The 13,821-nt window shown below is 70.1% G+C and carries 13 protein-coding genes, 1 tRNA gene and 1 pseudogene; 11 read left to right on the top strand and 4 right to left on the bottom strand.

The features are described 5' to 3' along the window. Positions 1–175 precede the first annotated feature (175 nt). Positions 176–2,125, top strand: coding sequence for a hypothetical protein (locus tag ABD817_RS18765; protein WP_344919263.1), 1,950 nt, complete (start codon positions 176–178; stop codon positions 2,123–2,125). A gap of 224 nt (positions 2,126–2,349) precedes the next feature. On the opposite strand, the gene ABD817_RS18760 is transcribed toward ABD817_RS18765, so the two are convergent. After that, a complete protein-coding gene (locus ABD817_RS18760) occupies positions 2,350–3,012 on the bottom strand; it encodes a DUF6286 domain-containing protein (RefSeq protein ID WP_344919262.1) in 663 nt (220 codons plus the stop codon). A gap of 149 nt (positions 3,013–3,161) precedes the next feature. Here ABD817_RS18760 and ABD817_RS18755 point away from each other — a divergent pair, with 149 nt between their 5' ends. Beyond that, complete coding sequence (locus ABD817_RS18755; RefSeq protein ID WP_344919261.1) at positions 3,162–4,355, top strand: amino acid deaminase/aldolase; 1,194 nt, start codon at positions 3,162–3,164, stop codon at positions 4,353–4,355. A 207-nt stretch (positions 4,356–4,562) separates the two neighbouring features. On the opposite strand, the gene ABD817_RS18750 is transcribed toward ABD817_RS18755, so the two are convergent. Then, positions 4,563–5,051: a hypothetical protein gene (locus tag ABD817_RS18750; RefSeq protein WP_344919260.1), complete on the bottom strand. Its 489-nt coding sequence runs from the start codon at positions 5,049–5,051 to the stop codon at positions 4,563–4,565. A 121-nt stretch (positions 5,052–5,172) separates the two neighbouring features. Continuing rightward, complete coding sequence (locus ABD817_RS18745; protein ID WP_344919259.1) at positions 5,173–5,502, bottom strand: DUF3618 domain-containing protein; 330 nt, start codon at positions 5,500–5,502, stop codon at positions 5,173–5,175. Between the two features lie 111 nt (positions 5,503–5,613). Between ABD817_RS18745 and bcp the strand changes: the two genes are divergently transcribed. The 9 genes and pseudogenes from bcp (at position 5,614) to ABD817_RS18705 (ending at position 13,387) form a co-directional block, all read left to right on the top strand. Next, on the top strand, positions 5,614–6,078 hold the full coding sequence (bcp, locus tag ABD817_RS18740) for a thioredoxin-dependent thiol peroxidase (RefSeq protein ID WP_344919258.1): 465 nt from the start codon (positions 5,614–5,616) through the stop codon (positions 6,076–6,078). Positions 6,079–6,182: 104 nt separating this feature from the next. Then, positions 6,183–6,590 (top strand): annotated as a pseudogene (locus ABD817_RS39610) (HNH endonuclease signature motif containing protein); the annotation flags it as partial. 28 nt (positions 6,591–6,618) lie between these two features. Continuing rightward, positions 6,619–6,691, top strand: a tRNA-Leu gene (locus ABD817_RS18735). A 304-nt stretch (positions 6,692–6,995) separates the two neighbouring features. Further along, entirely contained in the window at positions 6,996–7,124 is a 129-nt protein-coding gene (locus tag ABD817_RS18730) for a hypothetical protein (protein WP_344919257.1), read from the top strand. Positions 7,125–7,310: 186 nt separating this feature from the next. After that, positions 7,311–8,510, top strand: coding sequence for a sensor histidine kinase (locus ABD817_RS18725; RefSeq protein ID WP_344919256.1), 1,200 nt, complete (start codon positions 7,311–7,313; stop codon positions 8,508–8,510). Between the two features lie 23 nt (positions 8,511–8,533). Next, the gene (locus ABD817_RS18720; RefSeq protein ID WP_344919450.1) at positions 8,534–9,199 is read left to right on the top strand and encodes a response regulator; all 666 of its coding nucleotides are present in this window, start codon (positions 8,534–8,536) and stop codon (positions 9,197–9,199) included. Positions 9,200–9,208: 9 nt separating this feature from the next. Next, the gene (locus ABD817_RS18715) at positions 9,209–9,766 is read left to right on the top strand and encodes a DUF1707 SHOCT-like domain-containing protein (RefSeq protein WP_344919254.1); all 558 of its coding nucleotides are present in this window, start codon (positions 9,209–9,211) and stop codon (positions 9,764–9,766) included. A gap of 332 nt (positions 9,767–10,098) precedes the next feature. Next, entirely contained in the window at positions 10,099–10,869 is a 771-nt protein-coding gene (locus ABD817_RS18710) for an ABC transporter ATP-binding protein (protein ID WP_344919253.1), read from the top strand. A 1-nt stretch (position 10,870) separates the two neighbouring features. After that, positions 10,871–13,387 carry an ABC transporter permease gene (locus ABD817_RS18705; RefSeq protein WP_344919252.1) on the top strand — a complete coding sequence of 839 codons (2,517 nt, stop codon included), beginning with the start codon at positions 10,871–10,873 and terminating at the stop codon, positions 13,385–13,387. 99 nt (positions 13,388–13,486) lie between these two features. On the opposite strand, the gene ABD817_RS18700 is transcribed toward ABD817_RS18705, so the two are convergent. After that, a complete protein-coding gene (locus ABD817_RS18700; RefSeq protein WP_344919251.1) occupies positions 13,487–13,756 on the bottom strand; it encodes a hypothetical protein in 270 nt (89 codons plus the stop codon). Positions 13,757–13,821: the final 65 nt, after the last annotated feature.

Raw genomic sequence — 13,821 nt, 5'->3', positions numbered from 1 at the left:
GACGCCCGAAGGTCCCTCGAACGGGAGTGGCTCCCGAGAGTCCTTGGGGAGCACGCGAGAAGAGGGGCTTCGGGGACATACAACCCGATCGCTATCAAATTTCGCATGACGTGCGAGCTTCTCCGATCCCGCGCCTATGCTGGGTGGCCATGTGCGCGGGACTCGGGAGGTCGCGGTGGTAACGGGAACGCACCCGGCGAGCCGTTCCCATCGCTCCCAGCGCTCCACGAACCCCTCCCGCCCCCTGCGGATGCTCCGCTTCCTCGGGTCGCACTGGCTCTTCGTCACCGCCCTGCTGGCGGGTGGCGGCCTGCGGGTCCTCGCCATGCTCGGCTACCGGCCCGCCCTGTGGTTCTGGGCCGACTCCTTCGTCTACCTGAACGCGGGGCTCGCCCCCCGCCCCCTGGAGTCCCGTCCGGCGGGCTACGCGCTGTTCCTGTGGATCCTCAAGCCACTGTCCAGCATTCCCGCGGTGGTCGCGGTGCAGCACCTGCTCGGCCTGGTCGTGGCCGTCTGCGTCTACCTGCTGCTGCGCAGGCTGGGCGGGCTGCCCGGGTGGGGCGCGACGCTCGCCGCGCTGCCGGTGCTGCTGGACGCCTACCAGATCCAGCTCGAACACCTCGTCATGGCGGACCTGCTCTTCCAGTTCCTCGCGGTGCTCGCGGTCACGCTGCTGCTGTGGCGGCGGCGCCCCTCGGCGTGGGTCGCGGCGCTGGCCGGAGCGCTACTGGCCGTGGCGACCGTCACCCGCACGATCGGGCTGCCGCTGATCGCCGTGGCACTGGTCTGCATGGTGATCCGCAGGGCCGGGTGGCGGGCGGTCGTCGCCGCGACCCTGGCCGCCGCGCTCGGCCTGGGCTCGTACGCGGCCTGGTTCAGGGCCGAACACGGCAGTTTCGGGCTGACCAGGGGCAACACCTTCCTCTGGGCGCGGACGATGACCTTCGCCGACTGCGCCAAGATCCAGCCGACCGGGCCCGAGGCGGCCCTGTGCCCCGTCGAGCCGCTGGGACAGCGCGCGGCGCCACCCGTCTACATCTGGGACGGCGAGTCGCCGCTGAACAAGGTCAAGGGCAGCTGGGCCGAGCGCGACGCGCTCGCGGGCGCCTTCGCCACCCGGGCGATCATGGCCCAGCCGCTCGACTTCCTCCGGGCGGGCCTGGAGGACGCGGCCCACATCTTCGACTGGACCCGGCGCGTCTACCCGGCTCCCGGTCCGCAGAGCGCCTACGTCTTCCCCGACACCGTGCGCCCCTTCACCTCGGGGGCCGCTTCGCAGGGCAGGACCGCCGAGGAGCTGACCGTGGCCTACCAGGGCTCGTCGGGAGCGCCGGTGATGGCCGAACCGTACGCGGGCTGGTTGCGCGACTACCAGGAGTACGCCTTCGTGCGGGGCCCGTACCTCGCGGTGATCCTGCTGGTCGGCCTGGTCGGCGTGCTGACGCGGCTGCGGCGGCTCGGCGGCGTGGTGCTGCTGCCCTGGGCGGCGGGGACCATGCTGCTGATCCTGCCGCCCTTCATCGCGGCCTTCGACCACCGCTACGTCGTCCCCGCCCTTCCCCTGGTCTGCCTGGCCGCCGGGCTGGCCTTCGGGGTCAGGCACGAGGAGAGGAACACGCCCGCGGCCGAGGAACCGGACGAGGAGCCGCCGTACGAGGGCACCGGCGACGAGGACCCGTTCCAGGGCGCGACGGCCGAACGGCCGGTGTACGCGAGCCCCGTCCGGGAAACGGCGCACGGGTCGTACGACGGGCAGGCGTACGAAAACACCCCCTACGGAAGCAGCGCGTACGGCGCGACGGGTGAGCGCCCGGCGTACGGCGTGACGGCCGAACGGCCGGGGTACGGCGGGTCAGCGGCGGCGGACGTGCAGGCGAACCACCACGCCGAGTTCTACCTCCCCGAGCGCCCGTCGGACCTTCCCCACCGCGTCCCTGTTCAGCCGGGCCACAAGCTTGCCGACATCGGTGGCGGGCGCGCAGCCCACCCCGATGCGCAGCCGCTCGTACCGTACGTACCTGACGCGGACACGAGTGAGCCCTTCGACTTCTTTAAGAGCAACCCCGAGCATGGCGGTCCCCGTCCCGGTCCGCCTGCCCCACCGCCCCCACCCCACGGCGTGTAGCAGCCACCGCAGCGCCAGGAGCGCCAGCACCACCAGCAGTAGCGCGACCAGCCAGCCCAGCCACGGATGCGCGGCCAGCCACCCGGGAAACCCCCGGCGCACGAGCCTGGCCCCGGGCGAGTGGCCGGGGATGTCGCCGCGCCCCCGCAGGAAGGCGTAGAGCCCGGCGCACACCAGCACCGTCCCGGTGACGGCCAGGCCGATCCGGTTGCCCAGGTACGGCCTCATCGGCCCCCCTTCCCGCGCAGCCGTACGACGACGTCACCCGCGCACATCGCGCCCAGGCCCGCCAGCCGGTCGCCCACCGCCGCGCCCACCCGGCGCAGCACGGGCCCGGTCCGCTCGGCGTCGGTGAACACGGTGACCTCGACGATCCGCGAGGTGAGCCGCACCCGCGCCCCCTTCACCTCGTCCACCGACTCGGCCGCCTCCCGCAGCGTGCGACGGAGCCCGGACCTGGTGACGCCGATCACCATGTGCGGGTCTCCCGACTCCAGCGGTATCAGCCGGGTCCGCCCCGGCAGCGCGGCGAGCGCGAGCATCACCAGGCCCACCGCCATGGCGAGCGTCGACGCGGCGAAGGTGGCGGGATCCGACCAGTTCCACGCGCCGGCACCGTTGACGAGCCGCCGGTAGGGCATCCGCGCGAGCGGCGACTCCATGAGCAGGCCCACCGTGACCGAGGCCGAGACCGCCAGCACGGCGGACACCGTCAGGGCGGCGGGGACGCCCACGGGGGTCCTGGCCGGCCTGAGCATCCGCACCGACCGGCGCCGGACGTCCTGGAACTGCTCGGCCGCCGCCTTGCCTCCCGAGCCTCCGGTGGTGGTCCCCGCACTGCCGGTGCCTCCCGAGCCCGCCAGGATGTCCTGGAGAGTAGTCGTCATTCGGTCAGGTGTACGCGTTCCGGCAGGGGCGGGCCGGGGATCAACCGCCCACTTGCACGATCTTGGGATCCCCCTGGCGGGAGCATTGATCACCCGTCCGGCAATATGAATAGCGTTCACATTTCCCGGGGCCGGGTTATCCTGCGGGCATGGACGACCGCCAGCGCTACGACCGGGCCACAGCGCACCTGGACCCTCCCTTCGCCGTCCTCGACCTTCCCGCCCTGCGCGCCAACGCCGAGGGCATGGTCCGCCGCGCCGGAGGCAAACCGATCAGGGTCGCCAGCAAGTCCGTCAGGTCCCGGGCCGTGCTCGAACGCATCCTCGCCATGGACGGCTTCACCGGGATCATGGCCTTCACCCTCCCCGAGGCCCTCTGGCTCGTCTCCACCGGGATGCGGGACGTGCTGGTCGCGTACCCCACCGTCGACCGCGCCGCGCTCGCCGAGCTGGCCGCCGGACCGGCCGCGGCCCGGGAGATCACGATCATGGTGGACCGGACCGAGCACCTGGACCTCGTCGAGTCCGCCGTCGCCGGAGTCCGCGACCGCCACGAGATCCGGCTCTGCCTGGACGTCGACGCGGGCTACCTCGCCTTCGGCGGCCGGTTCAGGGCGGGCGTCCGCCGCTCCCCCATCCGCGAGATCGACCAGGCCGCCGACCTCGCCACCGAGATCGCGAAACGGCCCGGGTTCCGGCTCGTGGGCCTGATGGCGTACGAGGCGCAGATCGCCGGGGTCGGCGACAACCCTCCGGGCAACCCCGCCCTCACCCGGGCCGTACGCCTGATGCAGGCCCGGTCCCGGCGCGAGCTGATCACGCGCAGGGGCCGGATCGTGCGGGCCGTCCGCCAGGTCACCGACCTGGAGTTCGTCAACGGCGGCGGCACCGGCAGCATCGAGAAGACCGCCAAGGAGAGGGCCGTCACCGAGATCGCGGCCGGATCCGGCTTCTTCCACCCCCGCCTGTTCGACTTCTACCGGGGATTCACCGGCCGGCCCGCCGCCCTGTTCGCCCTGCCCGTCGTCCGCCGCCCCGCGCCCGGCGTCGTCACCGTCCTCGGCGGCGGCTACCCCGCCTCCGGAGCCCCCGGCGACGACCGCCTTCCCCAGCCCTACCTGCCGTGCGGGCTGCGCTACGACTCCAACGAGGGAGCCGGGGAGGTCCAGACCCCCCTGATCGGACAGGCCGCCGAGGACCTGCGCGCCGGTGACCGGGTCTGGTTCCGGCACGCCAAGGCGGGCGAGCTCTGCGAGCGCTTCGCGAGCCTGCACCTGATCGACGGGGACGAGGTCGTGGACGAGGTCCCCACCTACCGGGGCGAGGGCCGCGCCTTCCTCTGACCTCCGGCGCTTTTTCGAGGGGAGCGGGTCCCGGCACGCGGAACGGACACGCGGAACGGGCACCCGCCGGTCCACCGGCGAGTGCCCGTTCCCGTCACGTCCCAGTTTCCGTGATGTCCCGGTTCCTGTGATGCCCCCGGCCCCACCCTCCGGGCACGATGGCCTGCGGTGCTCTCGCACCCGGAGGGGCCGAGCCTCCGAGAGACCTCAGAAGCCCAGGTCGAGCTCCGCCCACCTGCTGCACCTGTAGGTCGACGAGCCTCGGTACTTGACCTGGCAGGTCTTGACCCGCACCTCACTCACGTCGTGCGCCGTGACGCGGAAGCGCTTGGTGTCGTCGTAGCTGCACAGCCTGTAGCGCTTGGCGACCTCCCAGTCCTCGTCACCGGACGAGATGATCTGGACCTCGACATAGGCACAGCGACCGCCCTGGCGGAAGGTGCGCCGGTCACCGTCGTACAGCTCGCCCCGCAGCCTGAACGTGTTGTCCTCCTCCTCGTCACCCCGGACCGAGTACTCCGCCCCCAGCGAGGCCAGGCCGTTCCTGGACTCCTGCTCGAAGCTGTCGTCGAAGTCTCGCGCCGACGAGGCCGAAGACGCGGTAGCCGGTGTCGCGGCGAAGGCGGCCGGAGCCGCCGTCAGCATGAGGCCCGTGGTAGCCACCACCGCGATCGCGGCGCGAATCATGTTTTTCATGGATTTACCCCTCCCTTTCACCTACTCGCGATGTTCCGCGAGCAGGAAAAAGGTCACATGAGTAAACCCCTACTCAATTCACGGTCTCCGACCGGTCACCGGCAACATCCGGAAGCCCCGGTCAGCGACGACGGCGCCACAGCATGACCACCGCACCGAGCGCCAGCACCGCCCCCACCCCGATCAGGATCGGCGCCAGGTCCGGCCGGTCGTCCGCCCACAGATCCTCGGGCTCACCGGCGAGCCTGACCGGCTTCGGCCCCGCCGCGCCACTCACCAGGTCCCCGACCTGGCCGACGAGATGCTCCGCGTTCGCCCGGACCCTCGCCACACCGCGCGCCGCGACCCGCTTGGGGCTCACCCGGTCCGCGATGGCGTCCACCGTCTGGGCCAACTCCGCGCGCGTGCGCTCGATCTGCCGTTCCAACTCCGCGGGATCGGTGTCCGCCATGGCTCTCCTCCCCTACTCCTTGACACTGATCAGTCTGTCAGGTCCCGCCCACCCACGGCACTTCGGGCAGGCCGGTAAGTTGACCCGGGAACCATTCCTCGGAGGAACACCATGAAACTTGAGCCGGGCGACGCCGCCCCGGACTTCACGCTTCCCGCCGCCGACGGCACCACCGTGTCGCTGGAGACATATCGCGGCAAGCGCGTCATCCTCTACTTCTATCCCGCCGCGATGACCCCGGGCTGCACCAAGCAGGCCTGCGACTTCCGCGACAGCCTCGCCTCGCTGACCTCTGCCGGATTCGCCGTGCTCGGCGTCTCCAAGGACAGCCCGGCCAAGCTCGCCAAGTTCGTCGAGCACGACGCCCTGACCTTCCCGCTTCTGTCCGACCCCTCCCTTGAGGTCCACAAGGCCTACGACGCGTACGGGGAGAAGACGATGTACGGCAAGACGACCGTCGGGGTCATCCGCTCCACCTTCGTCATCGACGCAGACGGCAAGATAGAGAAGGCTCTCTACAACGTGAAGGCGACCGGCCACGTGGCCCGCCTCCGCCGCGAACTCGGCGTCGACTAACACCCCTTTTTCGCCATTTAATACGACATGGGCACGTGCCAAGAATTGTCGGCCCCATTACCTAGCCTTGGGGCGTGCCCACCAAATACAAATACACCCCCGAAATGCTGGCGGAGGCCGCGGCCGACTCCTTCAGCATCGCCGACGTCCTGCGCCGCCTCGGCATCACCATCGCGGGCGGCAACCACGCCCACATCAGCCGCCAGCTGAAGCGCTTCGGAATCGACACGTCGCACTTTCGCAGGGTCTCCCCCAACAAGGGGCGACCCTCACCGCGACGCCGTCTCCCGGAACAGGTTCTGGTCGTACGGCCGGAGGGCAGCACGCGCCCGGACCCGGGGCAGCTCAGGCGCAGCTTGATCGCTATCGGGATGCCGTACCGCTGCGCGGGATGTAGGATCGAGGGCGCCTGGCGGGGTCAGGCATTGACACTGCACGTCGACCATATCAATGGCGACTGGCTGGACAACAGAAAAGAAAACCTGCGCTTTCTCTGCCCCAATTGCCATTCACAGACAGAGAATTTCGCAGGAAAATCAAGGGGCCGTAGTCCAAAGGCAGAGACACACGGTTTAGGTCCGTGCAAGTTCGGGTTCGAATCCCGACGGCCCTACAAAACAATTCAAGATATCCCGGTCGACATGAAGTCGATAGACACCAGCGTAACAATATCGCCCCAGGATTCATTCTTCATAGAATACTGCCGGAGCGAAAAACGCTTCGCGTCGAGATCCGCGGTCATACGCAGAGCCATCCAATTGATGCGCGAATCCATCATCGAAGAGGAGCGCATCGCGTTCGACGAGGCCGGTGAGACCTGGGAGGCGGGTTCGCGCGGTTTCGCCGTGGGAGACGGCTCCGGCGAGCCGCTCGCGTGAGGTCCGGCCTCGTCCGGCCGTGTCGCCCGGGAGGGCGCGATGCTCGTCACCGACTGGGAAACCCTGTGGATCCGTGCGGGCGGGGGGAGCGATGGCTATCCGGCAGGCCTGGGAAAACGTCAGGTCGCGCGGCCTGTTCTCGTGGCCGCGCGACCCGCGTCGTTGTGATTGATCACCACAAACTATCTCCCTTTACTCACCCCGTAGGGCGCTCCCAGAAACCATGGTGCCCCAGAGACCGTAAAGGCTGTGTAAGCCGTGCCGAATGTGCGGCCCGGTGTGCGACCTGAGTCGTACACCGGGTTCCACCTTGAGGGGGAAGGGGGCTGATCTGCGCATACGTATCGTGGTGATGTGTTCGGCAGACTACGCGCCTGGAGCGGGCGCCATCCCAGGATCACAGATGCCCTGTGGCTGATTCCGTTCCTGCTGGTCTCGCTGCTCAATGTCTGGACCGTCGGGGTGATCAACATGGTGGCCTGGGGGGCGGAGAGGATCGGGCTGTGGGGGTTCGCGGGGCTGACGCTGCTGCTGTTCGTGCCGCTGTTCTGGTTGCGCGAGCGTCCCGTCGCGGTCTTCGCGATCATCTCGCTCACCTCTTTCCTGCAGTGGCTCGCCGGGGTGCCGCCCCTGTTCTTCAACGTCTCCGTGCTCGTCGCCATGTACGAAGTGGCGTCGCGGCGTCCGTTGCGCTGGGCGGTGGGGGCGGGGCTGGTGGTGGAGCTGGGGTTGTTCCTGGTGTTCGGGCGGGTGCCCAAGGGGCTTGATCCGAGTGCTTTCGCCACGGCTTCGGCGTTCGCGGTGGCGGTCTGGATGGCGGGGATCTACGCGAACACCCGGCGTCGTTACCTGGAGGGTCTGGAGGAGCGGGCCGAGCGGGCGGAGCGGGAGCGTGATCAGCAGGCCAGGCTGGCGGCGGCGGCGGAGCGGGCCAGGATCGCCCGTGAGTTGCACGACGTGGTCGCGCACAACGTGAGTGTGATCATCGTTCAGGCCGACGGGGCGGGGTACGCGATCGACCGCGATCCGGAGCAGGCGCGCAGGGCGATGGAGGCGGTCTCGGCCACGGGCCGCAGGGCGCTGGCGGAGATGCGGCGGATGGTGGGCGTGCTGCGGGCCGACGGTGTTCAGGAGGAGTACGCTCCGCAGCCGAGCCTGTCGCAGCTGGACGGGCTGGTGGCGCAGGTGCGGGAGTCGGGGTTGCCGGTGGAGTTGCGGGTGTCCGGCGTTTCCCGGGAGCTTCCCGAGGGGGAGCAGCTTACGGTTTACCGGATCGTCCAGGAGGCGCTCACCAATACCCTCAAGCATGGCGGTCCGGACAGCAGGGCCACGGTCGAGATGGAGTACGGCGTGCGGGAGCTGCTCGTGCGGGTGACCGACGACGGTCGTGGTGCCGCGACGCCGGAGCGCGAGGGTGGGCACGGGCTGGTCGGCATGCGGGAGCGGGTCGCGATGTTCGGCGGGAGCGTGGAGGCGAGGCCCGTTCCGGGCGGCGGGTTCCAGGTGGTGGCGCGGCTGCCGATCGGCGATACCGGGGCGGGTCGGGCGGCTTGACGGAGTACGCGGTGGATGACCGGGTGATTCGTGTGATGCTGGTCGACGATCAGGAGTTGCTGCGCGCCGGTTTTCGCATGGTTCTCAGTGCCCATCCCGGTATCGAGGTCGTCGCGGAGGCGGGCAACGGGGTGGCGGCGGTGGAGACGGTGCGGACGGTCGCCGTGGACGTGGTGCTGATGGACGTGCGGATGCCGGTCATGGACGGGGTGGAGGCGACGCGGCTGATCCGTTCGGTGGCGGGGGGTCCTCGGGTGCTGATCCTGACCACGTTCGATCTGGACGAGTACGCGTTCGCGGCGTTGAAGGCGGGCGCGTCGGGGTTTCTGCTGAAGGATGTGCCGCCCGCCGATCTGGTGAGCGCGATCCAGTCGGTGCACAGCGGGGACGCGGTGGTGGCGCCGAGCACGACGCGGCGGTTGCTGGAGCGTTTCGCGGTGCACCTTCCCTCGGCGGGAACGGCCGAGCCTCCGGTGTTGTCCGGGCTGACGGCGCGGGAGCGGGAGGTGCTGGTGCTGGTGGCCAGGGGGTTGTCGAACATGGAGATCGCCGGTCGGCTGGAGCTGGCGGAGGCGACGGTCAAGACGCATCTGGGCCGGATACTGGCCAAGCTGAGCCTGAGAGATCGGGCGCAGGTCGTCGTATATGCCTATGAATCAGGGATCGTCACTCCGCATTCGGCCGACTAGCATGATCGTATGACGGACTCTGACGGTCTGCTCCGCGCGTCGCACGCCGACCGTGACGTGGTCATCGAGCAGTTGCGCGTGGCCGCGGGGGAAGGGCGGCTCACCCTGGAGGAGTTGGAGGAGCGGATCGAGCGGACGCAGTCCGCCAAGACGTACGCCGATCTGAGGGCTCTCACCGCCGACCTGCCGCTGAACTCGTCGCTCGCCGCGCCGGGTACGGGGGGCGGGGTCCTGGAGTTGCGGACGAAGCACGGGAATGTGCAGCAGAAGGACTACTGGGTGGTGCCCGCGCGCATCGTGGCGAGTTGCACCTCGGGCAATGTGAAGATCGACTTCACCGAGGCGGTGTGCTCGCACCGCGAGGTGCTGCTGGAGGCGACCTGCGGGATGGGCACCATCCTGGTGATCGTGCCGCGAGGATGGACCGTGTGGGTCGACTCGGTGACCACGAACATGGGCACGATCAGCAACAAGGCCACCGATCCGGGCCGTCCGGACGCGCCGGTGCTGCGCGTCACCGGCAGGGTCGGCCTGGGCACCCTGAAGATCAAATACCCACGGAGGTAGACCCGGGCGGGGCGGAGAAACCTCCCCGGAGCCGGAATCCCGGTCGCCTCGGCCACCTCGCCTTCCCGGCCACCTCGGCCATCCCGGTCACTCAGTCGCCCTAAGCGTCCTGAGCATCCCGATCGTCCCGGCCGCCTTGGGCCGCCTCGGCCCCTCGGTCACCTCGACCCCTCGTCCGAATGGCCGAGGCGGCGCTACGACGGAGGTCGCGTCCCTCCTTCTCCGGCCCCCTCCCCCGCCTCGCAAGTCAGGCCTAATGCCTGATGGATCCCTCTTTCCCCATCAATACCGTTTGGGCAGTCATACGCCATACGTTATTGAGGAGAGCTGCCGTGACCATCACCGGAGAGGTCGGCGCGTGGGACGCGCGGGGAAGCGCGGTGCCGGCCGTGACGGCCAGGGAACTCAGCAAGGTGTACGGCCGGGGGGACACCGCCGTGCACGCGCTGCGGGAAGTGAACGTCTCCTTCTCGACGGGCGCCTTCACCGCGATCATGGGTCCCTCGGGGTCGGGGAAGTCCACGCTGATGCACTGCCTGGCCGGGCTGGACACGGTGAGCGGCGGGCAGGTGCACATCGGGGACGTGGAGCTGACCGGGCTCAACGACAGGCAGCTCACCATGCTCCGCCGCGAGCGGATCGGTTTCGTCTTCCAGGCGTTCAACCTGCTGCCGACGCTGACGGCGGAGCAGAACATCCGGCTCCCGCTGGAGATCGCCGGGCAGCTGGCCGACCCCGCGCTGTTCGACCTGGTCGTGGAGACCGTGGGGCTGCGTGACCGGCTGGGCCACAGGCCCACGGAGCTGTCGGGCGGCCAGCAGCAGCGCGTCGCGGTCGCCCGCGCCCTGATCAGCAGGCCGCAGGTGATCTTCGCCGACGAGCCCACCGGCAACCTGGACTCGCGCAGCGGCGCCGAGGTGCTGTCCTTCCTGCGGACGTCGGTGCGCGAGCTCGACCAGACGATCGTGATGGTCACCCACGACCCGGTGGCGGCCTCGTACGCCGACCGCGTGGTCTTCCTCCGTGACGGCCTGCTGGTCAGCGAGCTGACCGGGCCGACGCCGCAGTCGGTGCTGGACACGCTGATGAAGCTGGAGGCGTGAGGTGCTGAGGACGACGCTGGCCGGGTTGCTCGCGCACCGGCTGCGCCTGGCACTGACGTCGCTGGCGATCGCGCTGGGGGTGGGCTTCATCGCGGGGACGTTCGTCCTGACCGACACCATCGACGCGGGCTTCACCGAGAAGTTCTCGGCGGCGGCCGACAGGATCGACGTCGCCGTGACCCCCCTGTCCAAGGGGAACGGTGACGAACCACCGACGGCCTCCGAGGCGACCCTGGAGAAGGTACGCGCCGTGGACGGCGTGGCCGACGCCCAGGGACTGGTGCGGGGCACGTCCGCCCTGCTCGGCAAGGACGGCAAGGCCGCCGGTGACTTTCCCACCGCGGGGATCTCCCTGCCCGGGGGCGACCTGAACCGTACGGCGATCGTCAGCGGTACGGCCCCGATGACCGCGACGCAGGCCGTGCTCGACGAGGGCACCGCGAGGACCAGGGGTTTCAAGGTCGGCGACACCATCGCGGTGCTCGACGCGAAGAACGCCCGGCACGAGTTCACCCTGGTGGGCCTGTTCGACATCGGCCTGGACCAGGAGCTCGGATACTTCGGCGCGGTCGGCTACACCACGGACACGGCCAGGACGATGACCGGGCAGGAGGGGTACCGGGAGATCGACGTCGCCGCCGCCCAGGGTGTCACCCAGGAGGCGCTGCGCGACGCGGTCGCCGCGGCCGTGGGCGCGGAGCACGAGGTCAGGACCGGTGAGCGGTACGCGGCGGACCTGGCCGCCTCCAACGGCGCCAACGGCGACTTCCTGATGCTGGGCCTGCTGCTGTTCGGCGTGGTGGCGATGTTCGTGGCCGCGCTGGTCATCTACAACACCTTCAACATCCTGGTGGCCCAGCGGACCCGCGAGATGGCGCTGCTGCGGTGCATCGGGGCGACGCGCGGGCAGGTCTTCGGGTCGATCGTGCTGGAGTCGGCCGTGGTCGGCCTGCTGTCGTCGGTGCTCGGCCTGCTGTTCGGCTACGGCCTGGGCGCGGGGGCGCTCGCCGTGCTCACCGCGTTCGAGGCGCCGCTGCCCTCGGCCGCCGCCACCACCCTGACGCCGCGCACCATCGTCCTGGGCCTGGTCATCGGCCTGACGGTCACGGTCGGCGCGGCACTGCTGCCCGCGCGGGCCGCGACGCGGGTGGCCCCGATCGCGGCGCTGCGCTCGCAGACCGAGGAGCAGACCTTCAGAACCGGCCTGGTACGGATGATCTTCGCGGGGTTGTTCCTGGTCGCGGGCGTGGGCGCCTCGGTGGCGGGGATGTCCATGAAGCCCGGCGAGACCGCCCTGGTGGTGGTGATGGCCGGTTGCTCGTTCGTCTTCCTGGCGGTGCTGACCCTCGGGCCGGTGATCGTCAAGCCGTTGTCCGCCTTCGCGGGGTGGGTGCCCGCCAGGCTTTTCGGTGTGCCCGGCAGGCTGGCCGTGGACAACTCCCGACGTAACCCGAAGCGGTCGGCGACCACCACCGTGGCGCTCACCGTGGGTGTGACGCTGATGACGGTCATCTCCGTCGTCACCGGCACCGTGCGGGTGACGTACACCCAGCAGCTCGACGAGCAGTTCCCCTTCGACTACCTGGTGCAGACTCAGGAGCGCGACTCGGGCCTGCCCCGCGCGATCGCCGAGAACCTGCGGACCAGGCCCGAGCTGGACTCGGTCATCGCCTTCCGCGAGACCACCGCCAGGCTCGCGACCGGGACCGCGCGGTACGACGTGGGGACCTTCACCCCGGTCCCCGGCTTCAACCCGCCGCTCGACGCGGGCTCGCTCGACCGGCTCGGGCCGGGGACCGCTCTCGTCACCGAGCGCGTCGCCGAACGGCTCAGGCTCGGGGTCGGTGACCGGATCACCGTACGGACGGCGAAGGCGGGCGCGGTCGACCTGACGATCGTGGGCCTCTCCGACATCGACGCGAGCCTCGCCGCCGTGACGGTGCCCGAGCGGGACTTCGACCGCTACTTCGGCGAGATCGGCGACAGCCGGGTGATGATCAAACACCGGGACGGCGTGGACCCGGACCGGGCGCTCGCGGCGGTCGAGGCGGCGACGGAGCCGTACCCGACGGCGAAGGTCGCCAGCTCGACGGAGATGCGGGGCCAGTTCGACGAGGCGCTCGACATGGTGCTGATGATCATCACGGGGCTGCTCGGCCTGGCGGTGCTCATCTCCCTGCTGGGCATCGCCAACACGCTCTCCCTGTCGGTCCACGAGCGCACCCGCGAGTCCGCGCTGCTGCGGGCGCTCGGCCTGACCCGGCCCCAGCTGCGGCGAATGCTCTCGGTCGAGGCGCTGGTCCTGGGGCTCATCGGCGCGCTGGTCGGCGTGACGCTGGGCATCGCGTTCGGCTGGGCCGCCGCGCAGACGATGACCGACAATGTCATCTTCCAGTTGCCGGTGCCGCAGATCCTGTCGTTCGTGGCCCTGTCCGGCCTGGCCGGGGTGCTCGCCGCCGTCCTGCCCGCCCGGCGCGCGGCCCGCGCCTCGGTCGTGGGCTCACTCGCGAGCGGCTGAGCGCGGCTCCCGTGCACTTCTCGTACGGGAGTGGAGCCGCAGCGGGGTCGATCGTGGGCGCCTTCGCGAGCAGCCGAGTGTCGCGGCCGGGACGTCTCGCTATCGGGGGCGGCGTCCCGGCCACTGCTCGGCCACGGTCTCGGGGTTGAGCAGTGGCCGGATGACGATCTCGCCGGTGGCCCGGTCGATGACCACGCAGCCGGAGCCGACGGTGTCGGGCAGCACGCTGGGATCGTCGGACTCGGGCTCGTTCGACCATGCGACATAACCCTCGTTGAAGGCATAAATCCTGATCTCGACGGCGGAGCCTGGGCCGCGGACCCCGTTGAAGTACTCCTCCGCCACCGCCCGCGCCTGGTCCGGATTCACCCTGTCCTCCTCGTCCCGCTCGTCCTGTGGGAACCCGCCTCCGCGAGGAAAGCCATCCGGAGAGG

The sequence above is a fragment of the Streptosporangium oxazolinicum genome, assembly GCF_039537505.1.
Taxonomy (GTDB): Bacteria; Actinomycetota; Actinomycetes; order Streptosporangiales; family Streptosporangiaceae; genus Streptosporangium; species Streptosporangium oxazolinicum.
The sequence above is the reverse complement of the archived record's forward strand: the minus strand, read 5'-3'. Positions and strand labels throughout refer to the sequence as shown.